The following is a 22838-nucleotide window of genomic DNA, read 5'->3' as shown; positions in this document are numbered from 1 at the left end:
ACCCACACGTCGTATGATATTGGTATGTTTTGCAGTTTCGATATGAGATTACTGAAGGCCGAGTTTGGCTTTGATCAGTTCGAGATCTTTTTTGAGATTTTTGTTTTCGTCTTCCAGAGCTTTGATGCGCAGGTCTTTCACAGCAGCGTCTTCTTCCAAAGAAGACACACGGCGAGTGATGGTGTTCAGCTGTTCCTCAGTGGCTTTGCACATGCCGTGAAGTTCTTTGACGGCATTGACTGTCGCCCAGTGAATCGGATCCACGTTCAGTTCCAGATAGCCGTCCGCACGGGTTTTCACCGCATCCGGGATGACCTGCTGAACTTCCTGCGCGATGAAACCCACCATCGGAACATCCGACGGGATTTTTGCGGCATTGTCTTTTTTGTAGTTATAGCGAACAGTGTGCAGCTTCAGGATTTCACTCAAGCCGAACTCATAGTCGCCATGCACGTCCTTGAGGCGCGCATCAGATGCGACAGTCCACGCAGAGCCTGTGCTTAAGCCGGCAGTTCCCGTGACATGAATGTTGTAGGCTGGCGCCGCCGTGTTAATACCAAAAAAGCCTGAAGCGCGATCAATGGTCACTGCCGCGCCCAGGGTGGCGCCGGTGTCGTCATAGCGCAGAATGCTCAGGTTGGAGCCGGCGTTGCCTCCCGTTTCAGAGGCGGCATTCACCATCATCGACCAGCGGTTGATGTTGGTTTTTCTATAGATCAGAGAGGGATTGTAGTTCAGTGCCGTGGAGTCAATCACGACCCCACCGGTCGCCGACGTCACAAAGCGCGCAACTTCTCCGGTGCCGATCACGTGCAACGCGCTCGTCGGTGCGGTTGTGCCCACACCGACACGACCGACGTCATCAATCGTCATCCGTGGGGTGTTGTTGGTTTCAAAAGACAGACTGAAAGCATCGTTCGTACCGACAGCCATAGGGATGCCAAGCGAGTTTCCAGAGTTCACGATGACTCCCAAAGAGCTGTAACTTGAACAGCCTGCGATACCTGTGCCATCAAAGGCGATGGCCATGCCAATGCCGCAGGCAAACTCGGTAAAGGCTGAGCCTGAGGCGTTGGTGTAAACCAGTTTGTTGGCGTTGAAGGTGCCCGTCCCGGTACCACCCTTGGTGACTGGAACCACTGACGGGAATGAGCCTGGATTGACACTGACAGTGCCGGAAGTGACATTCAGGCCGTTTCCGATTTGCACAACACCCTTGGTGCTGGTCGTGGCATCACTGACTGATATCAATGGAGTCGTTGTGTTGTTTGAAACCATAACCGGGGCGTTTCCAGTCACAGCAGTCACGGTACCCGCAGGGGCCGTGACCCACTTCACACCGTTTGCATCTGTGGTGTCAGCAGCCAGTACCTGACCCGAGGCTCCCGCGGGCAGGCGGACGTTGGCAGTGCCATTGTGAACAAGAAGATCCCCTTTGGTCGAAAGCGGGGAAAGGGCAGACATGGCCCCGGCAACGGAAGAAGAGCCGGTACCGCCATTTGCAATTGGCAAGATGCCAGTGACTTCGGTGGTCAGGCTGATAGGCAGAGCCGCACCTCCGCCGCCGCCCAGAGTGTTCCAGGCAGAGCCGGTGTCGCGATAGATCTGATTGGTGTCAGAAGAAATATAGATTCTGCCTGCTGTGCCCGGAGCCGGACGGGCGGCATCAGTTCCTGACTGGATGCTTGGAGAACCACCCATGTTCTTTACCGCATCACTGATCCCGTACCCACCCAGAGTGGCCGGCAGTCCCGAAGTGATTTTACTCCAGTCCAGAGAGGGAATATCCGCCGCCGTCAGGGCCGAGCCCGATGTCACGCGGCCCTTGGCATCAGTGGTGACCTTGGCGTAAGTTCCCGCAGTGCCGACATTGGCAAGGCTTAGAACGCCTGAAGAATTCAAGGTGGCATCGCCGCTGACGGAAACTTCTGCAGCAGAGCCAACCACATTGCCCACCCAGATGTTGCCGCTGGAAAGGGTTTTGTTTTGTTTGTTATTGAAAGCCTGCCAATCGGTCGAGCTGAGGAAACCGTTTGTGGTGGAATTTGCCTGTGGCAAGGCAATTTCGGGAACAGCAGCGGTGCCGCCCACAACCAACGGCGACAAAGCCGTGACGGAGGTCACGGATCCACCACCACCGCTGGCAGAAATCGTGATGCTGCCAGAGCCGTTGGTGATATTGATCCCCGAACCCGCAGTCAGTGTCGCGGGCGTGTAGCCTGTGCCTGTTCCGATCAAAAGCTGACCGTTGGTGCCAGGTGTGGCAAACAAATTCAGAACGCTGTTAAGAGTGTTGTAACGGCTGAACACACTGTCGGCATTGGCTTGTGTCGTGGAGGCACTGATCTGCACAAAGTCCGTCGCCGTCTTGTCGGCCAGGCGTGCCGCATTGATGGCAAAAGGAACCGTGTTGATCGCCACGTCCGGAGTCAGATCTGTTCCGCCGACTCGCACGCGCAAAGAGCGTGTCGTGAACCCGGAAGCCACGACAGAGCTGGTGTCGGCACAGGTCACATTGCCTGAAGAGGCAAAAATGCGATCGGCGGTGTTGCCAGTGGAGTCGGTGCGGGTTCCGCTGCCGACAATCACACTGAACTCGCCGCTGGAGCCGGGCGTGATGCTGTGGGTTTCTTCAAAGACCACGCAGCTGGCTGGATAGATGATCTGCAACTGCACTGTCTGGGTTGTGGTGATGGCTGTGCTGCCGGCGTCGGTCAAAAGACCTTCATAGGTGAACAGCGGTCCCGGTGAAGGGGACGCAGCCTGAACGGCAACACCTGACAAAATCAGAAAGAGGGAGGGAATCAGATTTTTCATTCAGTGATTCTCCCTTTGATTTTGAAGTTGCCACCGGCAGCGACGTGTTGCTGCTGATGACGGAGACGGCTTTTCACTCGGTATCCACCGCCGGCCTGTTCGGCGCTGCCAATCAGGACTTCCTGACTGCGGGTGGAAGAAGGTGAATAAAGCACGGTCACTTCTTTATAGAAAAAATTATTGGGACGCGGTTGCGCGCGGAATTTCACTTTCAAGGTTTGGCCGGCGGCAATGGCCAAAGAACTCCATGGGGCCTTTAAGTTTGAAAGACTGACATTGAACTTGCCGTTGACACAAGCTGAGGCAGCCGTACCGTCATAGCTGGTCGGAGTGATCCAGGTGGCGCCGCCGTCCAGACTCATTTCAATTTTTCCGATGAAGTTGGCGCAAGTGGCCTGCAGGGGCACGCTGGTCAGACTGGAGGTGACCACGTGGTTGGGATTGAATTCCAGGCTTTCCATAGAACGCAAAACAGAGACCTCGGGACTGGCGTCCGAGCAGGCGGAGAGGATCATCACGATCATCCCTAATATGGCGATTTTACTCACGTCCCGTGTGTTCATGCTGTTAGAATATCGGCAATAAACGGGCACTTCTTAAGTCTCATAGTGGGAATAAAAAAAGCCACCTCGATGAGGCGGCTTTTGACGGAACGAGTCCGGAAATAAGACAGGATCTTTACTAGAAGTTCATGGTGTAGCCAATCAGGCCCTGAATACCTGACATAGTGGTCGCAAGGTCTTTTCCATTGCGCTCCACTTCCGAGTCCCCGCCGCACTGACTTACCCCAGGAATATCGCTGGCCCCGGTACAATTACCACCCGTCGTCAGATTTCTTTCAATCGGCATATAGCGCAGATTCCCTTCCACTGTCAGGCAGTGGGCTTCGGTGAAGCAGAAGTCGACACCGATACCACCCATCGCACCAAAGGCACTGCCTTTGAAATCCAGATTCTTGGTGCCGGCGGTGATTTCACCACTGAGGCTGCCGTAACCCAGGCCTGTCTGCATGTAGAACTTGATGAAGGAGTTTTCCAGCGGATAGATACGGAAGATCGGGAACACTGTGTAGCCCGTCAACTTGTAGTCGTAGCTTCCGTCAGTGCCTGAACCTTCTGTGCCCTGCATGAAGTAAGACGGACGGAATACAAAAGCGTAAGAGGTGCCGCTGAAACGATAAGACCAGTTGGCATAAAATTCCCAGGCGCTGCCCATGGCTTTGGTGTCGGCGTTGGCCGCGCTGGCGCGAGCCGCATCAATCAGGGAGTCCATGTCATTTTGTCCGGCAGAGACTGTGGAAATACCAATACCCAAAGCCATGTCGCCTGAAAGGCTGGGGCCACGGCTGAGGCGGCGTTGTGCATTTGCGTCCTGGGCAAACATAACTGAAACAAGAAGAGCGGTGGACATGAACAGTCCCACCTTATTCAAAGCTCTCATAGTGATCCTCCTGATCTTTCAATTTGATTTAACACATTCTATACAACACTCACTATTTCAACACCTATGAGCCACACCCATTCTACACCTTTTGGACAAAAGGCGGGACCATCTTTGGTCCAGACGAAATGGAGCGACTTCAGCGTGTCGGTATGAGACTCTGAATACCATGAAGCATTTGGAAGAAAAGACGCTGTCCACGCGTCAGATTTTTAAAGGACGATACCTCAAAATTGAACAGGATCAGGTGCAGGCTCCCGACGGGCGCACCTACACCCGTGAGTACATTCTGCATCCCGGCGCCGCGATGATGATTCCGCTTTTGCCAAATGGGAATGTGGTGATGATTCATCAGTACCGTCACGCGGTTAAAAAAGTTTTTCTCGAGTTTCCTGCCGGAAAACGAGACCACAACGAAGAAACCCTTCTGACGGCAAAAAGAGAACTGCTCGAAGAGACCGGCTATGAAGCCAAAGACTGGAAGTTCCTGACCACAATCCATCCTGTCATTGGTTATTCCAACGAGCACATTGATTTGTATCTGGCCAGGGACCTGACTCATCTGGAGCAGCGTCTGGATCAGGGTGAGTTTATTGAGGTTGTCGAAGTAAAACCCGCAGACCTTATGCAGCTTGTTCTCGAGGGAAAAGTGAGCGATGTGAAAACCCAGATCGGGGCTTTTTGGCTTGATAAATTTCTAAGAGGGGAGTGGAATTGAGAGGAAGGAGCCTCTCATGTTCATTCAATCCAAAGACAGTTTTAAGACGAAATCGAAACTTCAGGTGGGCTCACAGAGCTACACCATTTTCAACGCTCACAAAATCCAGCATCCCAACATTAAAAAACTTCCGGTGTCGCTGAAGGTCCTTTTGGAAAACCTTCTGCGCCACGAAGATGGGCTGCATGTCAGCAAAGAGGACATTGATTCCCTGCTGAGCCTGAGCAACGAATCCCTGACCCGCGAAATTTCATTCTTCCCGGCGCGAGTGCTGATGCAGGACTTTACCGGGGTGCCGGCGGTCGTGGATCTGGCGGCGATGCGGGATGCGATGAAGTCTCTGGGCGGTGATCCGAAAAAAATCAACCCGCTGGTGCCGGTCGATCTGGTGATTGACCACTCGGTGATGGTCGATGCCTTCGGTACGCCGAAGTCCTTTGATGAAAACGTGAAAATGGAGTTTGAGCGCAATCACGAACGTTATGTCTTCCTGAAGTGGGGGCAGAACGCGTTCCAGAATTTCAAAGTGGTTCCGCCGGGCACAGGTATTTGTCACCAGGTGAATCTGGAATATCTGGGTAAAACCGTGTGGTCCAATCAAGGGCCTGAGGGGGCTAATGCCTTCCCTGACACCTTGGTGGGCACAGACAGTCACACCACCATGATCAACGGTCTGGCTGTGTTGGGCTGGGGTGTGGGTGGCATCGAGGCGGAAGCGGTGATGCTGGGACAGCCTCTAAGCATGCTGATTCCGGAAGTGGTCGGCTTTAAGCTTGATGGAAAAATGCAGGAAGGCACGACGGCGACGGATCTTGTCCTGACCATCACGCAAATGCTGCGTAAAAAAGGTGTGGTTGGAAAGTTTGTTGAATTCTATGGCCCGGGTCTGGCAACCATGTCTTTGGCGGATCGGGCGACGATTGCCAACATGGCACCTGAATACGGCGCAACCTGCGGATTCTTCCCGGTGGATGAGCAAACTATGAAGTATCTGCGTCTGTCCGGTCGGGATGCCGCGACCATTGCTTTGGTTGAAGCCTATGCGAAAGAAACCGGGTTGTGGCGTTCGGAAGAAGCGGAGAAGCACTATCACTTCAACGACACTCTTCACTTGGACATGTCCACTGTCGAGCCTTCTTTGGCCGGCCCTAAGCGCCCGCAAGACCGTGTGGTTCTGGCTGGCGCTGCTGAAGATTTCAAAAAACAACTGGTGGCGGGTTTCCAGGTGGAGGCCGACAAAGCGACCAAATCCGCTTCGGCGGTGACCGTCGACACTCAAAACTACTCTTTGGGTCACGGGGACGTGGTGATTGCCGCGATCACCAGCTGCACGAACACCTCCAATCCATCGGTGATGATCGGCGCCGGTCTGGTGGCGAAGAAAGCCGTGGAAAAGGGCCTGACCGTGAAGCCGTGGGTGAAGACATCCCTGGCTCCCGGGTCTCAGGTGGTGACGGACTATCTGGAGCGCGCCGGTTTGCAAACTTATCTGGATAAGCTGGGTTTCAATCTTGTGGGTTACGGTTGCACGACCTGTATCGGGAACTCCGGACCGCTGGATCCTCCGGTGGCGGGGGCGGTTGAAAAAGGAAATCTGGTTGTGGCGTCGGTTCTTTCCGGAAACCGCAACTTTGAAGGCCGCATCAATCCGCATGTGAAAGCCAACTATCTGGCGTCTCCGATGCTGGTGGTGGCGCACGCATTGGCGGGCAACATGATGATTGATATCACCCGCGATTCTTTGGGCAATGATTCATCTGGAAAGCCTGTTTATCTGAAGGACATCTGGCCAAGCAGTCAGGAGATTCAGGACACCATCAACAAAACCGTTGAAACTAAAATGTTCGACACGCGTTACGGAAATGTTTTTGCTGGCACCGAAGACTGGCAAAAAATCAACACCACGTCTTCCCAGGTCTACAACTGGGAAAAGAGCACTTACATCAAGAACCCCCCGTACTTTGAGGGCATGGCCCTGAAGCCGGAAGCGGTTCATGACGTGAAGGGCGCTCGTCCTTTGGCAATCCTGGGTGATTCAATCACGACGGACCATATTTCTCCGGCGGGAAGTATCAAAAAGGATTCTCCGGCAGGACGCTATCTGATGTCCCATGGGGTGGATGCCAAAGACTTCAACTCTTACGGATCCCGTCGTGGTAATGACGAGGTGATGGTGCGCGGGACTTTCGCCAACATCCGCATTAAAAACGAAATGCTTCAGGGGGTGGAAGGCGGCATGACCAAGTACGTGCCAAGCGGTGAAACGCTGGCCATATACGATGCTTCGGTAAAGTATCAGTCCACGATGACGCCTTTGGTGGTGATCGCCGGTAAAGAGTACGGCACGGGTTCTTCCCGGGACTGGGCTGCCAAGGGCACTCGTCTTCTGGGTGTGAAAGCCGTGATCGCGGAAAGTTTCGAGCGTATTCACCGTTCCAACCTGATTGGTATGGGGGTGTTGCCTCTGCAGTTCCATCCGGGCACGGATCGCAAGACTTTGCATCTGGATGGCTCAGAGACGTTCGATATTTCCGGCATTGAATCCGGCATGAAGCCACAGCAGGATTTGATGTTGACCATTCATCGCGCCAACGGTCAGAAAGAGGACGTGAAAGTGCGCTCTCGTATCGACACCGCAGTTGAACTTGAGTACTACAAAAATGGGGGCATCCTCCATTACGTGCTTCGCAAACTGGTCTAGTTCCTTGCATAGGTCAAAAGCTCTCGCCTGAACAGGCGAGAGCAGTGTCCACCGACCAGGTCTAAAAAATTACCTTCCGTTAACAAACAGGCCCGAGCCCTTCAGTAAAGCTCCGATCAAAACGAAGAGTAGATCAGAACGTAGTGGAGGATCATACATCTATGGGCAACATCACATCCTGGTTTCGTGGCATCAAAGGAAAGCTTTTATTTGCAGCGGCCCTTCCCATTGTGGCCTTCTGTATGGTGGGGGTCATTTCCGTCAACGGTGTGGGCCGGGTGAACGAGCTTCTGAAAAGTTCGCACAACGAGATCATTCCCAATATTCTGATTCTGACGGACATGCGCATTTCCCGAAACGCCTTTGGGTTCCGTGCGTACTCGGCTTTAAGTCTTTTCAAGACAGGCAAAGAGATCGACGGCGAACTGGAGTTGGCTGCTAAGGCTTTGGATTCCTATCGCAAAGATTATGAAAAATACATGAAGACTTCTTTCACTGCCGAAGAAAAAGTCCTCTTCGACAAAGCTCAGGACAAGTTCCCGGCGATTCTTGCCATCATGGAGGACATCCTGAAGAACCTCAAAAGCAAAGACGCCGCGGGCCTGGAAAGGGCTGAAGAGCTTTTGCGAGGCGACTATACAGTCGCTGGGGTGCCGGTCAGCGAATTTACTGAGGCGGCTTTAAAAATCTATGAAGGCAAAGCTGCCACCGAAGGACAGCTGGCGCATGCGGCCGAGGAATCTGTGAAGATGTGGAATATTCTGACGACAATCGTCGGAAACATTCTGATTTCGGGCACGTTGCTGTGGATCGCGGCGCGCATGTCCAAACAGATCTCTGCCATTTCTGAGCAGCTGACCGAAGCCAGTAATCATGTGGCGGGTGCGGTGACTCAGATGACCAGTGCGGGCTCGAGTCTGTCCCAGTCTTCGACCGAGGCGGCCGCTTCGTTGGAGGAAACTGTGGCGTCTTTGGAAGAACTTTCCTCGATGGTGCAGATGAACTCTGACAATGCCAAGCAGGCGGCCAGTCTGTCGGCCTCCTCCCGTGAAGTGGCGGAAAAAGGCCAGGGTGAGATTTCAAAACTGATTTCTTCCATGGAGCAGATTTCCGCTTCCTCTCGCAAGATTGAAGAGATCATTCATGTGATTGATGATATCGCTTTCCAGACCAACTTGCTGGCCCTGAATGCGGCAGTGGAAGCGGCTCGTGCCGGAGAGCAGGGGAAAGGTTTTGCCGTCGTGGCCGAAGCCGTGCGGGCGCTGGCACAAAGAAGTGCCTCTGCCGCCAAAGACATCACCCAGCTGATCAAACAGTCCGTGCAGCAGGTGGAAGAGGGCAGTCAGATTGCCAGTTCCAGCGGCCTGGTTCTGGATAATATTGTGACCTCCGTTAAAAAAGTATCTGACCTGAACACTGAAATCGCCACAGCCAGCACCGAGCAGACGGCCGGTATTCAGCAGATCAGCAAAGCCATGAACCAGCTGGATCAGGCGGCACAAGGCAATGCCGCTTCCGCTGAAGAGATCGCTGCTTCCAGCGCCGAGATCGACACGATGGCGGCGACATCGCAGAAGCTGACTTCACAATTGAACGAAGTGATTCATGGCAAAGGAAGCCTGACTGCCGTGGCCCCTGCGGCAGCTTCGGCTCCGGTGAATGGAGCTGCTGTTGTGAAAACCTCTCAATCCTCAAAGCCCTTGCCAAAGAAGGCAGCGAAGCAATCTGCCGCCAGCGAGGTGATCCCCTTTGATGACGATCGCCAGGTGGGCACCATTGAGGGTTTTTAGGACTCCCAAGCACCCGCTGTTGAACTTCTTTACGACGTGACTTTTAAGGGCCCCTTTCCGGGGGCTTTTCCATTCAAAGCTTCCAGCTTTCAGATCAGTGTCTCAAAATGTGGCAGAGTCTTTGCTGTATGAACTTCGTCTTTTAAAGAAAGAACGGAGTGATTATGAAGAACGTTATGAAGTACGGAGTCGTAGCCGCGGCTCTGGTTGTCAGTCAATCCGCCTCGGCCTCTTTCTGGGGTAAGGTGAAAAACGCGTTTAATGACTGTAAGTATGAAGACCAGGAATACAGCCAGGTATATTCATATGAAAAAGCTATTACGCCGCGTCTGCCGGAATACCTGCGTCAGCAGCAGGCCTTCAGCGAGCAGGATTTCTATTCCAAGCCCTGGCTGCGCGATTTCCGCTATGTGATCGTGATCAATAAGGCTGAACATGGTCGCACCGCCCAGACAATGCGCGTGTATGAGTATGGCCGTGTTGTGATCAATTCCAAAGTTTCCACAGGCCGTGAAGGTCTGGAGCTGAAACGTAAAAACAAAGAGTGCACGGGCGCTCCGGCGAAATCTTACTGGTCTCAGACGCCGACAGGCTATTACACACCGAAATTCCTGTCCAAAGATCACCATTCCAGTTCCTGGGATTCATCCATGCCGTTTGCGATCTTCTATGACGTGGACAACGGTTTGGCTTTGCATGAAGTTTACAAGAAATACACGGACTATCTTGGAGGCCGCGCTTCTGGGGGTTGCACCCGTCAGGATGCTAAAACCGCTGAAGAGCTGTTCAACCGTGTGAAGGAAACTGAGCGCGCCACCATCCCTGAAATCAATCCGGACGGAACTCCGGTGTTGAATGAGGATGGCAGCGTGAAGTACATCAATTCTCAGTACTGGACAAGCCAGAAGACCGGCGAAACTGTGAAGTTCAACACTTTCAGTGCGCTGATCATCGTGCAGGATGTAAGAGACTAATTCTTATTTCCGTTAACCATCAGAATAAACGCATATTCCGTGGCCGTTTCTTTCAATTGATCGAAGCGGCCGGAAGCCCCTCCATGACCTGACTCCATGTCGGTCTTCAAAAGAATCATCGAAGTCCCTTTATTGTGTTCACGAAGCTTCGGCACCCACTTCGCCGGCTCCCAGTACTGCACCTGAGAATCGTGGAAGCCAGTGGTCACCAAAACATTCGGATAAGCCTGGCTCTTGACGTTGTCATAAGGGGAATACTTGCGGATGTATTCGTAATCCTCTTTCACGTTCGGATTGCCCCACTGGTCGTATTCACTGGTGGTCAGGGGAATGCTATCATCCAGCATCGTAGAGATCACATCCACGAACGGCACTTGCGCCACGATGCCCTTGTAAAGATCCGGGCGCAGATTCATCACCGCTCCCATCAATAGGCCGCCGGCACTTCCGCCCATGGCGAAAGTGTGTTCGGCCGAGGAATAGCCCTCTTTGATCAAGGCTTCGGTCACATCAATAAAGTCATTGAAGGTGTTCATCTTTGAATGTGTGCGGCCCTGGTCATACCAGTGACGGCCCATCTCGGAACCCCCACGGATGTGGGCTTTGGCATAGACAAAACCACGATCCACCAGACTGAACAGATTGCTGCTGAACCAAGGGTCCATGTTCGCACCGTAAGAGCCATAGCCGTAGACCAGCATCGAGGACTTGCCGTCCTTCTTAAAATCCTTTTTCATGATCAGGGACACTGGAACTTTGGTGCCGTCACGAACCGTCAGGAAGACACGCTCGGTTTTATACAAGTCGGCGTTGTAGTTCGGGATCTCCTTCACCTTTCTCAGCACCTGTTCTTTGGTTTTAACGTTCAGGTCATAAACAGAATCCGGCAGGCGCATGGATTCATAGTTATAGCGCAGCCATTCGGTGTCGTATTCGCGGTTGTCTCCCACAGACGCCAGGTAACTTGGATCCGCAAATTTTAGTTCGTAAGGGTTTTGGGCATTGCGGTCGGCAATACGCACCTGGGTAAGCCCGTTATGGCGTTCATCCAAAGCGATGAAGCTTTTAAACACGGTGACGCTTTCCAGATAGGTGTCATCCCGGTGGGGGATCAGTTCCTTCCAGTGTTTCTCCTCGGTGTGCTCCAGGTCTGCCACCATCAATTTGTAATTGCGCGCGTTCTTGTTAGAAACGATATAGAACTTGTCGCCACCATCCGTCACTGAGTATTCGTGCGCGCGTTCGCGCGGGTTGAACACCTTGAAAGTTCCTAGCGGGTGGTCCGCCGACATGAAACGTGTCTCGGTCGTCAGAGTGCTGTAAGACGCGATGAAGATAAATTTTTCAGACAGGGATTTGTAAACGTAAACGCTGAAGGTGTCGTCTTTTTCGTGGTAAACAAGATCCTTCTTGTGCGTTTTGATGTTGTAGCGATAGACCTTCTCGGAACGCAGGGTTTCCGGGTGCTGTTCAGAATAGAAGATGGTTTCGTTGTCATTGGCCCAGCTCAGGTTGCCAGTGACATTTTCAATTTTTTCCGCCAGAACTTTCCCGGTGGTCAGATCCTTGAAATGGATTGTATAGAAACGACGACCGACGGTATCCACCGCATAGGCCATCATCTTATGGTTCGGACTCATACGCGGGCCGGTCGAGCTGAAATAGGTGTGACCTTTTGCCAGTTCCGGAACGTTGATCAGAATTTCTTCAGGCCCTGTCGGGCTGCCTTTGTGGCGGGTGTGCAGCGGATACTGCTGGGCCTTCTCAAATCTTGCTGAATACCAATAGTCACCGTCTTTAGCAGGCACGAAAGATTCGTCTTCTTTCACGCGGGACTTCAGCTCCTGAAATATTTTTTCCTCTAGCTCCAGTGCCGGTTTCATCATTTCTGCAGTGTAGGCGTTTTCTTTCTTCAGATAGTCGACGACTTTGGGATTTTCACGCTCGCGCAGCCAGAAATAGTCGTCCATACGGATGTCGCCGTGTTTGGACAGCTGAGTTGTGATCTTTTCAGGTTTCGGATAATCAAGATAATTTTTGTGCATGCAGGATACTCCCAGAAGTGCGATAGCCAAGACACTTATTTTCATTCGAAAAGGCTATCACCATCTTCCGGGAGTTGGGAAGCACAAGACCTTACGGTCTGGCCTCACGCTCCGAGGATGGTCGGGATTTTCTGTCAGCGTCAGTGCGCTGGGCGCGTGTGTAGGCATCCAGGAATGTTGTCCGGGCGAACTCCTCCAAAGATGTTGCGGTGGTGTTCTTTTTGTCCCGGTTGACAGTGCCGGCGATCGATCCATTGTTAAAGGAGCGGTTCATTTCCAGCATGGCATCTGACCAGTCCTCGGTCAGTCCGGCGCCAATCAGGTAGTTTCTCATTTCCTGTTCAGGAACCTCGACGTATTCGATTTCAGGTTTTTTGATGGCCTGGCCAAGAATACGCAGGGCCTCGTCGAAGGTGACATCCCGTTCACCCAGAAGATATTCGACATTGTGGGATTTGAATTCCGGATGCATCAGTAGGAAGGCGGCCCGTGCGGCAATGTCACGGGTGGCAATCATCGGCACCGGGACTTCGCTGGAAATGGTTCCAAAAAAGCGGTTCATGGAAATGATGCTGGGAATTCCGCTGAGCAGATTTTCCATAAAGTAAGTCGGGCGCAAGTGCATGATGTCGGCTCGGGTGATGGAGTTCAGTCTTTCTTCCTGGTCGTGCAGTCCCAGGATCGGGCCGGTGCCGCTTTCCAGGTCTGCACCGACGCTGGAAAGATTCACGACTTTTTTAACTCCGGCTTCTTCGATGGCTTCGGCGATCACCTCACCGAATTTGTTCTGGTAAAAGCGCACTTCCTTGGCGCTCATGTCCGGTGGAATCATCGTAAACACGGCAGAACAGCCGCGCATACAGTCCATCAGAAAGCTGACGTCATTGGCGTCCCCTTGTGCCAGTTCTGCGCCACGGTAGGCGTCTTTGTTCGGGAACTTGCGGGCCACGCAGCGCACTTGTTGGCTGTTGGCAAGAAGGTGAGTGGTGATTTTTGAACCGATGTGACCTGTAGCTCCCATAACAAGAATCATAGTCCGTGCTCCTTAAAATATGAGTGTAGGCTTCAATGGTAGGGGATCGGCTTAGGAGGGGGGAACTTACAAATAAGAAAGGCTGCCCGGAGGCAGCCTTTCTTTGGACTTAGTTTTGTTTGGCTTCTGCCAAGAGTTGCTCGGCGTGGGCCAGGGATGTTTTGGAGATCTTTTCACCGCTGATAAGGCGGGCGATTTCCTGAACTCGGTCTTTTTGTTTGAGTTCTGACACAACCATAGAAACAGAATCCTTTTGCGGGGACTTCTGGATAAAGAAGTGAATATCCCCGAAGGCCGCCACCTGAGGAAGGTGAGTCACGCAGACAACCTGTTGTCCTTTGGCAATCGTGCGCAGCTTGCGACCGACTTTTTCTGCCGTTTCGCCAGACACGCCGGTATCCACTTCATCAAACAGATAAGTGCGCGGCTGATTGCTGGAACCCACCACACGCTTTAAAGACAGAAGAATACGGCTCAACTCACCACCTGAAGCAAACTTCGCCAATGGGCGTTTGGCGTCTTTGCTGGAGGTTTGGCTCAGGAACTCGACATCACTCAAGCCCGTGGACGCCAGTTCCTGCAGCTTTTCGGTCATCACGTGGAAGGTCACACCTTTCATGTTCAGATCCAGCAGTTCTGCGTTCACGCTGTCGGCCAGAAGCTCGGCTCCTTTTTGACGGCGTTTGTGCAGATCCGCACCCAGGGTTTCAAGCTCTTTCAAAATAACAGCAGCTTCTTTTTTCAAAGATTCGACGCGGCTTTCAGAGTTTTGCAGGTTGGAGATTTCAATTTCCATCTCCATCAAAGCTTTCAGGATGTCATCGACGGTCGCGCCGTATTTTTTCTGCAGCTTGCGCAGATCGCTCAGGCGGCTTTCGGCTTCTTCCAGACGTTGGGGGTCGGCATCGATCTTGTTTGCGTACTGGCGCAGATCATAGATGCTTTCATCAATCAAAGTCTTGGCCTGTTCCAGGTTTTCCAGCTTCGCCGCGATTTGCGGGTCGACGTTGGAAATCTCTAGGCCTTTTTTCAGGATCGCATTCAGGCGGCTGATCGCGGAATCATCGTCTGTGTACAGAGCCGATTCCGCCTGATCCACGAACGCACCTATGCGGTTTGAGTTCTTCAGTTTTTTGACTTCGACTTCCAGTTCGTGGTCCTCGCCCGGGGACAGATCCAGATTGGCGATTTCATCACGCTGATAAGTCAAAAAATCCAGGCGCTGGGCCTTTTGTTTGGCATCGCTTTCAAGTTTTTTGATTTCAGCAAAGATCGCGTGATAGCGGTTGAATTTTTCCGTGAACAACAAACGTTTGTCCCAGGTGCCCGCGTACTGATCCAAAAGATCCAGATGATAGTGTTTGGACATCAGATTGCGGTTTTCATGCTGACCGGTCATTTCAATCAGCGGCGCTGAATGACCCGCCAGTTCCACCATCGGCGCCACGATATCGCGCAGGCTGTTCAGGGTGCTCAGGCTGCCATTCAGGTACACTTTGGATTTGTCGCCAGAGCTTAGCACGCGGCGAACGATCAGGGTGTGTTCATCCGCTTCAATTCCCATATCATGCAACATCTTCTGAATGTCGGGGCGGGCGGAAATATCAAACGAACCCTCGATGGTCGCCTGGGTGGCGCCTGTGCGAATGGTGTCGCTGGAACCTTTGCCACCCATCAACAAGGACAGACTTTTCAGCAGAACGGATTTACCGGCGCCGGTTTCACCGCTCATGATGTTCAGTCCCTCTTTGAAAGAGACATGAAGGTTTTCGATAATCGCAAAATTGGACACTTTCAACTCAAGTAACATAATCTTTCCTCAAGCTCAGTTTCGATCGCCGAATTTCAGTTTCTCGCGCAGCAAATGGAAATAGTTGTGATTGGCTTCACGAACCATCCAGTGGTCATAACAGGAACGGCTGACGATGACTTCGTCATCGGCCGTCAGCTCCGTCATCTTCTGTCCGTCCACGATGAAGTGGGCCTTTTGGGTTTTACCCTCCAGACGGAAAGAAAGCTCCCGGTCATCCGGGAACAACAACGGACGGGAAGTCAGGCTGTGCGGCGCCACCGGAGTCACCACAAACACCGGGGATTCCGGATGGCAGATCGGGCCACCCGCAGCCAGATTGTACGCCGTGGAGCCCGAAGGGCTGGCCACGATGAAACCATCGGCCTTCACCTGACTTACCAGGAACTTTTCAGAATAAATCGCCGTGTTGATCAATTGGGACATCGAGCCCCTTTCAATCACCATGTCGTTCAGCGCATGGTACTCGGCACGAACCTTTCCTTTGCGCAGAATTTTGGAATAGATCATGGAGCGCGGACGCTGAACCATTTTCCCTTCCAGAGTTTTTTCGATGATATCAAAGCAGGAATCCGCACTGTGAGCCGTCAGGAACCCCAAAGAGCCCATGTTAAAGCCCAGAATAGGAACACTGCGACCTTCCAGCAAACGAACGGCGCGCAGGTAAGTCCCGTCACCGCCCAGTACGATCACCAGTTTCAGATCGTCCATGTGCTTTTTGGTTTTAGCCGCCTTCGTGCCTGCAACCACTTTTTGGTCGGGGCAGGTGAAGACTTCAAAGCCGCGTTCTTTCAAAAACTCCGCGACCTTTTTAGCCAAAGAGACCGCTTGCGCAGTCTCCAGGCGATAGACCAAACCAATGCTGCCGTTTTCTTTCAAAACCAGCTTGCTCTGTTTGTGTTCTTTGTCCATCGAACTCTTCTTCATTAAATCAGTCCATCACGACGCAAAAGAGCGTTTGGATCCGGCTCACGACCGCGGAATTTTTTGTACAAATCCATCGGGTGCTCGGTGCCACCACGGCTTAGAACGTTGTCTTTGAACTTCTTGGCCACTTCCTGATTGAACAGGCCTTTTTCCTTGAAGTACTCAAAGGCATCCGCATCCAGAACCTCTGCCCATTTGTAAGAGTAATAACCCGCAGAATAACCGCCAGCAAAGATGTGGCCGAAGCTGCAAGAGGAATTCGCGCCATCCACTTTCGGGAACAGACGGGTTTCGGCCGTTGCCAGCTCTTCAAACGCATCCACGTCCTTGATAGTGCCCGGGTCCGTCGAGTGCCATGCCATGTCCATCAGGCCGAATTGCAGCTGACGGCAGGACATGTAACCCGCCTGGAATTTCTGGGAGCGTTTCAATTTCTCGATCAGCTCCGCCGGCATTGGTTCGTTGGTTTCGTAGTGACGGGCAAAGATGTCCAGGCCCTCTTTTTCGCCCACCCAGTTTTCCATGATCTGGGAAGGAAGTTCCACGAAGTCCCAATAGACATTGGTACCGCTCAGGGAAGGATAAGTACACTCAGACAGCATGCCGTGCAAAGCGTGACCGAATTCGTGGAAGAGCGTGCGAACTTCGTCATAAGTCAAAAGTGACGGCTTGGTCGGAGTCGGCTGCGTGAAGTTGCACACGATGCTGACGTGCGGGCGTTTCATTTCGCCGTCGATCAGACCCTGTGAACGGAACTGAGTCATCCAAGCGCCGCCTTTTTTGGTCTCGCGCGGGAAGTAATCCGTATAGAACAGACCCATGTATTTGCCAGAAGCATCTTCATAGATCTCGTAAGCTTTCACTTCCGGGTGATAGACCGGGATTTCTTTGTTTTCTTTGAACGTCAGGCCGTAAAGTTTCTTCGCGTGAGCAAACACACCTTCAACCACGTTTTCAAGTTTGAAGTAAGGGCGCAGGTCCTCTTCGTTGAAAGCATAACGCTCTTCTTTCAGCTTTTCAGAATAATAAGCCACGTCCCAAGGTTTGATCTCTGTCAGACCATCCAGCTTGTTCGCGAACTCTGTCAGTTCTTGAACGTCTTTCAGGCCCGCGTTCTTGGAAGCCGCCAGAAGTTTGTTCAGGAAGTCCATAACAGTTTTTGGATTTTTCGCCATACGCTCTGCCAACACGAAATCAGCATGCGTGGTGAATTTCAAAACTTTCGCGCGCTTGTCACGAAGCTCAACAATTTTCAGAACGTTGGCCTGATTGTCGAATTCACCTTTGAAGGCTTTGGAAGAAAACGCTCTCCACATTTTCTCGCGAAGCGCGCGGTTTTTTGCATAAGTCATGAACGGAAGGTAAGAAGGGATCTGCAAATTGAATATCCACTTGCCGTCGTGACCTTTGGCTTTCGCCAAAGCCGCCGCACCTTCAAGTGTGCCTTCAGGCAAACCATCAACATCTTCTTTTTTATCCAAAAGCATTTCGAAAGAATTGGTCGCTTTCAAAACGTTCTCAGAGAATTTCGGACCAAGAACAGAAAGCTCCTGATCGATCTGACGAAGAGTCTCTTTGTCAGCCGCATTCAGCAAAGCCCCGTTGCGAGTGAAAGACAGGTAAGTCTTTTCCAGCAGGCGAGTCTGTTCCAGATTCAGGTTCAAGGATTCGCGCTTGTCATAAACAGCTTTCACGCGCGCAAAGATCTCAGAATCCAAAGAGATGTCAGAGCTTAAAGCCGTCAGCATCGGATAAATATCTTTAGCCAAAGCCTGAAGCGCTTCATCCGCATGAGCCACTTCCAGGTTGGAGTAGATCGTGGAAATCTGATCAGCATGAACGCTGGCCGCTTCCAAAGCCACAATCGTATTTTCAAAATCCGGAGCCTCCGGATTGGCTTTGATCTTAGCCACATTTTCTTTAGCCATCTTGATGGCTTCTTCAACCGCCGGCACATAGTGCTCAACTTTGATCAAATCAAAAGGCACAGCCTGATCTTTGTTCTTGAAGGGTTGCAAAAGAGGATTAGTCGTATTCATAGGAACCTCCATGGATAGAGTAAAAACACCCTTCTTTTCTTCCATGAAACAGACCCGAAATAAAGCTAAAAACCCGGATAAAAAAATGACTCAACCCGACGCCACCAGACGGGTCAAACGACAGTACTTTTTAACTCCCAAACCCCGACGAAAAGACCACCCAGAGCCCAAACTGTGAGGACCGTGAATAATGCAGGAGTGACCAGCAAAGGGGGATTTCAAGTTTTTTACCCGAACAAGCCGGGAAAGAGGCATTGGGGAGAGGGGGAAGGCTTTATTGGGGCCTCCGGCCCAGGGATGGTCGCGAAGCGAGCGCCGGCAGAGGGCAGGAGCCCGTGCCCCAAGAAAGCCTTCCCCCTCTCCCTAAGGCCGCCGTCTAAAATTCTCTTCGGGTAAAAATGGAAAGCCCCCTTTGGTGGTTATTCCAAAGGGGGCGTATGATGCGGCATATTAGTCCGTTAAAACGGTCGAGAAGTGCCGCGCCTCTCTAGTTTTTAACACAAACTCCAAGATTCGAACCGGACAGAACTTGACGGCATGTCGCCCCGACACCGCAAGTGTTCCCTTGGCTCAAAACGCAGCTCTGAGTGAGGGTCTGAGAGCAGCTGGAGAAGCTGTTAGAATTCGTTGGAATATTGGAATACTGCGGATGATTGATCGTCATCTGCGGAGCTGACGGAATGGACATGTAGCCGAAGCCCCAGCCGTATCCGTAAGACCAGAAGAAATAGTCATTCCAGTAAGGAGTGATCAGCTGTTGCTGAACGCAGCCCAAACCAAATGTGCCGTTGTAAGTTGGCAGATATCCATTCGGACAACCACAGAATCCCTGCTGAGCAAAGATGGTCGAATAGTTGTAAGCATAGTTGTACAGGCCCGGATAAGGGATGAAGCCGGAATAGTTGTAATAGGCGTTGTTATTACAGTAAGTCGTTCCGTTGATACAGTTCAACTGCAGTGGTGTGGTCGCAATCTGACCGGGGTTGGTCACGGTGTTGTTTCCACCATTGTTATCCGGTTGGCAGGCTGCCAACGCAAATACCGTCAGAACCAAAGTTATGAGCTTTTTCATAAAGCACTCCAAGGTTAAAAAATCTTTCAACAATGCCTAGGGATCCAAGTTCTGTGCCTTGTGAGAATCTATCCAGCCTCCATATATTCGACCTCAGCCCCCCTTTTTACAAAAACGGGGCCCAAAAGCGTCACCCTGCGCCGCGAAAGGTTCCTGGTTTGAGACGGGGCGAGGGTGGGTAAAAATGGGGATTTGGGGTTGGCAGAAGGGGCGTTCCCCTTTAGGCTTAAGGGATGTGTTCGAAAGGAGTCGATCATGATGAAGTACATTGGATGTGTATTGGCCGCTCTATTGGCTTTGCCTGCTCAAGCAGCCATCTCCAAACAACAAAGTAAACCTGCGGCTTCCAAAATTCTTTCTGGTGAAGGTGTCAGTTTCGGTGGTCTTGCCGGTACCGGTTTCACCTTGATGGATGTTCGCCGTACGGCGGATGCGGGCAAAAAAGTCGAGCGCATCGTGATTGATGTCGGTGATATCAACGGCGGCATGCTGCGCGGCTGGCCGGGTTATTACTATGCAGAGCTGAAGAAAAATCCTCAGCGTCTGGTGGTGGACTTTGCTCAGATGCCGAATGCCAATATCGATCAAAAACGTCTGGCTGAAAGACTGAAAGGCTCTTTGGCGGTGGTGAAAACCAACATGAGCCTGGATCCGGTCGACAGTTCTTTGAATCTGACTCTGGATCTGAAAAAGAACACCAAAGTTCGCGTCTATCAGGTCGCGGGTAAAAAAAGCACCAGCAAGGTCGTCATTGACCTGATCACGGAGTAGTCGTGATCGTGCGGGGACTTCTTTTCGCGGCACTGCTGATTTCTGCAACTTCGGCGCAGGCCCGTGTTTTCAATATCAACAACGAAACTTTCGCCGCCTACTTTGATGTGTCGGCGGGGCCGTCAGCGATTGGCACCGGGGCCTTCGACGGTGAAGCGACCGGAGTCAGCTACAGTGGCGGCTCCAGCTACAACTATGGCGGTGAGTTCGGCTTCCTGTACACACGTCAGTACATCAGTTTGCGCTTCGGTCTTGAAATACTAAAACCCAGTGCAATTGAAGGATCCTCTGCGACCAACGCATCTGAAACAGAACTCTACACGGCTGACAGCCAGGTTCTGGGCTATGCCCCGAAGATCGGCGTTGAATTCAACCTGCAAAGCAATGCCCGATCCCGCTCCTTTGTGGCGTTGGGTGTGGGGGCAGCCAGTGTGACCATGAAGAACAGCTACACCCTGACGACCGACGGTCAGACAGCTTTCCCGGGTGTCTCCAACCATGATGTTGAAGCCAAAGGCTCAGCCACTTTGTTGAATGCCTCTTTGGGTTATGAAGGTCTTTTGACCGACACCACCACCATTGTTGTTGAAATGGGTTATCGTCAGCTGAATATCGAAAATCTGGAATACACCAAATCTGTCACCACTTTCAAAGGTCCGGTGAACAGCGGTGACAAAGTCACCACGGCCGCAGGCGAGCAGCGTGACTTGAATCTGTCCGGCGCCTTTATCGCCATCGGCTTCCGCTTCTATCTTTAACTTCAAGGAGTCAGCAACATGAGTGCTCTGTATCGTCTTAAGGGCCTGGAATATTCATACCTTTGGAACGGCAAGCAAGTGCCGGTTTTGAAAGGCATTGACCTGGAACTGGAAAAAGGCTGTTTCACCTGCATCGTGGGCCCGAGCGGAACGGGTAAAACCACTTTGCTGAATCTTTTGGGTCTGATTGATACCCCCAGCAATGGACACCTTGAGTTCGCGGGCGAAGACGTCACTCATCTTCCTGAATCTGAAAAAGAAAACGTGCGCCTGCACAAGGTTGGATTCATCTTTCAGTCTTTCTATCTGATACCCACTTTGACGGTGCTTGAAAATACGTCTTATTTCCTGCCTTCTTTGGGTTACAACCACGCCAATGCCCAGAAGGTGGCGATGGAAACTTTGGATCTGTTGGGACTTGCCGACCACGCCAAGAAAAAACCGCTGGAACTTTCCGGTGGTCAACGTCAGCGTGTGGCTATTGCGCGAGCGATTGCCAAAAAGCCTGCGGTGGTACTGGCTGATGAACCGACGGCCAATCTGGATTCGGTGACTGCAGAAAAAACCATCAACGCCTTCAAAGAACTGCAGAAGTCTGAAAACACCAGCTTCATTTTCTCGACTCACGATTCGCATCTGGTCAGTTTTGCCAAATCCGTGTATCGCATGAAAGACGGCATGATCGACAACACGAAAAACCAGGAGGCTAAATAATGTTGGAACTGTTGAAAATCTCCTGGCGCAATCTGTTCAGAAATCCTCGCCGCACGTGGGCCAGTCTTTGTACGGTGGCTTTGGGCGCTGCAGGTTTGTTGATCTATCAGGGTTTTAACACCGGCGTGATGAACCAGTACCGTGAAAACGTGATTCATGGATACTATGGTTACGGTCAGGTGTTCCCGCAGAATTATTTCGGTAAAGTTCACGAAACCCCGTGGAAATTGTGGTTTGAAAACGCCGATGAAATCGAAAAGCAGATTCGCAGTTCTGCTTCTGTCACCGAAGTTTTCCCGCGTGTGTCCTTCTATTCTTTCATCGTCAAAGGTGGCATCACCCTGGGCGGTAAAGGTGAGGGCGTGATTCCAGAGCGTGAAAACAAGTTCTTCACTGAAATGAACTTTATCGAAGGCCATGATCTGCAAGGTCAGGATCAGATCATCCTTGGAAAAGGTCTGGCAGAAAGCATCGACGCAAAAACGGGTGATGTGGTGACTTTGCTGACCCAGACGGTGAATGGTCAGCTGAACGGGGCGGACCTGACGGTGGCGGGGATCTTCTTCACGGGTAAAAAAGTCATCGATGATTCCTTCTATCGTGTGGATTTGAAGCAGGCGCAGGCACTGCTTGATACCACTCGTGTCGAGATGTTCTCGCTGGCGACAAAAGGGGTTGAGGCGTGGCCGGCGGTGGATGCGGATTTGCGCAAAGCCAATCCGTCGTTGGAAGCCGTGCCCTTTGAGATTCTGGACAAAAACTACTATCAGAACTCGGTGGACTTCCTGAATGCTCAGTTCTCGTTCATCCGTTCGATCATTCTGGTGATTGTGGCCATGGGGATTTTCAATGTGATTTCCACAGGCTTACTGGAAAGAGCGGGCGAGATGGGAGCGTTGCGTGCGAACGGAGAAAAACGCAGTCGCTTGTTCAAGATCCTGATGATCGAAAACAGTTTGTTGGGGATCTTGGGCGGCTTCCTGGGAATTTGTATTGCAATTTTGGTGGATGCGACCTTGCTTCGTCAGGGTATTCCGATGCCACCGGCCCCGGGGATCACTCGTCAGTTCTTTGTGTTCCTGGATATTCAGCCCAGCCACTATCTGCAGGCGTTGCTCTTGCCGATGATCGCCACCGTCGTGGCAAGTTTGTGGCCGGTAAGAAAGCTTCTGAAGAAATCAATTCCGGAACTTCTGCGTTCCACATAAAACGAAAAAGCGGCTTTTTAA

17 protein-coding genes are annotated in these 22838 nt (G+C 51.9%); 8 read left to right on the top strand and 9 right to left on the bottom strand.

Features of this window, described 5'->3' with window-relative positions:
• Window positions 1-48: 48 nt before the first annotated feature.
• From BD_RS14580 to BD_RS14570, 3 genes are all read right to left on the bottom strand, one after another.
• On the bottom strand, window positions 49-2817 hold the full coding sequence (locus BD_RS14580; protein ID WP_011165542.1) for a tail fiber domain-containing protein: 2769 nt from the start codon (window positions 2815-2817) through the stop codon (window positions 49-51).
• Window positions 2814-3380 (bottom strand): hypothetical protein, encoded by a 567-nt coding sequence (locus BD_RS14575; protein WP_231839196.1) that lies wholly within the window; start codon window positions 3378-3380, stop codon window positions 2814-2816. The genes BD_RS14580 and BD_RS14575 overlap by 4 nt, the downstream gene beginning before the upstream one ends.
• 118 nt (window positions 3381-3498) lie before the next feature.
• Complete coding sequence (locus BD_RS14570; protein ID WP_011165540.1) at window positions 3499-4257, bottom strand: hypothetical protein; 759 nt, start codon at window positions 4255-4257, stop codon at window positions 3499-3501.
• 169 nt (window positions 4258-4426) lie between these two features.
• On the opposite strand from BD_RS14570, the gene BD_RS14565 reads away from it, so the two are divergent.
• From BD_RS14565 to BD_RS14550, 4 genes are all read left to right on the top strand, one after another.
• A complete protein-coding gene (locus tag BD_RS14565; RefSeq protein ID WP_011165539.1) occupies window positions 4427-4975 on the top strand; it encodes an NUDIX domain-containing protein in 549 nt (182 codons plus the stop codon).
• A gap of 16 nt (window positions 4976-4991) precedes the next feature.
• Window positions 4992-7676: an aconitate hydratase AcnA gene (acnA, locus tag BD_RS14560; protein WP_011165538.1), complete on the top strand. Its 2685-nt coding sequence runs from the start codon at window positions 4992-4994 to the stop codon at window positions 7674-7676.
• 161 nt (window positions 7677-7837) lie between these two features.
• Entirely contained in the window at window positions 7838-9466 is a 1629-nt protein-coding gene (locus BD_RS14555) for a HAMP domain-containing methyl-accepting chemotaxis protein (RefSeq protein WP_041583619.1), read from the top strand.
• A gap of 164 nt (window positions 9467-9630) precedes the next feature.
• Window positions 9631-10440: a L,D-transpeptidase gene (locus BD_RS14550; RefSeq protein WP_041583618.1), complete on the top strand. Its 810-nt coding sequence runs from the start codon at window positions 9631-9633 to the stop codon at window positions 10438-10440.
• On the opposite strand, the gene BD_RS14545 is transcribed toward BD_RS14550, so the two are convergent.
• From BD_RS14545 to BD_RS14515, 6 genes are all read right to left on the bottom strand, one after another.
• A complete protein-coding gene (locus BD_RS14545; RefSeq protein WP_011165535.1) occupies window positions 10437-12530 on the bottom strand; it encodes a S9 family peptidase in 2094 nt (697 codons plus the stop codon). The two genes, BD_RS14550 and BD_RS14545, sit on opposite strands and share 4 nt — an antisense overlap.
• 46 nt (window positions 12531-12576) lie before the next feature.
• On the bottom strand, window positions 12577-13518 hold the full coding sequence (locus BD_RS14540) for an NmrA family NAD(P)-binding protein (protein ID WP_011165534.1): 942 nt from the start codon (window positions 13516-13518) through the stop codon (window positions 12577-12579).
• Between the two features lie 109 nt (window positions 13519-13627).
• Window positions 13628-15328, bottom strand: a complete 1701-nt coding sequence (gene recN, locus BD_RS14535; protein ID WP_011165533.1) for a DNA repair protein RecN — start codon at window positions 15326-15328, stop codon at window positions 13628-13630.
• Window positions 15329-15343: 15 nt separating this feature from the next.
• Complete coding sequence (locus tag BD_RS14530; protein WP_011165532.1) at window positions 15344-16255, bottom strand: NAD(+)/NADH kinase; 912 nt, start codon at window positions 16253-16255, stop codon at window positions 15344-15346.
• Window positions 16255-18294, bottom strand: a complete 2040-nt coding sequence (locus BD_RS14525; RefSeq protein WP_011165531.1) for a M3 family metallopeptidase — start codon at window positions 18292-18294, stop codon at window positions 16255-16257. The genes BD_RS14530 and BD_RS14525 overlap by 1 nt, the downstream gene beginning before the upstream one ends.
• A gap of 487 nt (window positions 18295-18781) precedes the next feature.
• Entirely contained in the window at window positions 18782-19366 is a 585-nt protein-coding gene (locus BD_RS14515) for a hypothetical protein (RefSeq protein WP_011165530.1), read from the bottom strand.
• 255 nt (window positions 19367-19621) lie between these two features.
• On the opposite strand from BD_RS14515, the gene BD_RS14510 reads away from it, so the two are divergent.
• From BD_RS14510 to BD_RS14495, 4 genes are read left to right on the top strand one after another with little or no spacing between them, the layout of a single operon-like run.
• Window positions 19622-20137, top strand: coding sequence for a hypothetical protein (locus BD_RS14510; protein ID WP_144313790.1), 516 nt, complete (start codon window positions 19622-19624; stop codon window positions 20135-20137).
• Between the two features lie 2 nt (window positions 20138-20139).
• Entirely contained in the window at window positions 20140-20895 is a 756-nt protein-coding gene (locus BD_RS14505; protein ID WP_011165528.1) for a hypothetical protein, read from the top strand.
• Window positions 20896-20913: 18 nt separating this feature from the next.
• A complete protein-coding gene (locus tag BD_RS14500; RefSeq protein ID WP_011165527.1) occupies window positions 20914-21609 on the top strand; it encodes an ABC transporter ATP-binding protein in 696 nt (231 codons plus the stop codon).
• Window positions 21609-22817: an ABC transporter permease gene (locus BD_RS14495; protein WP_011165526.1), complete on the top strand. Its 1209-nt coding sequence runs from the start codon at window positions 21609-21611 to the stop codon at window positions 22815-22817. Before BD_RS14500 ends, BD_RS14495 begins: the two co-directional genes overlap by 1 nt.
• The last annotated feature ends 21 nt before the right edge of the window (window positions 22818-22838 follow it).

It is taken from the genome of Bdellovibrio bacteriovorus HD100, from assembly GCF_000196175.1.
Lineage (GTDB): Bacteria > Bdellovibrionota > Bdellovibrionia > Bdellovibrionales > Bdellovibrionaceae > Bdellovibrio > Bdellovibrio bacteriovorus.
Note: the sequence above shows the minus strand (reverse complement) of the source record. Positions and strands in the feature narration are given on the sequence as shown.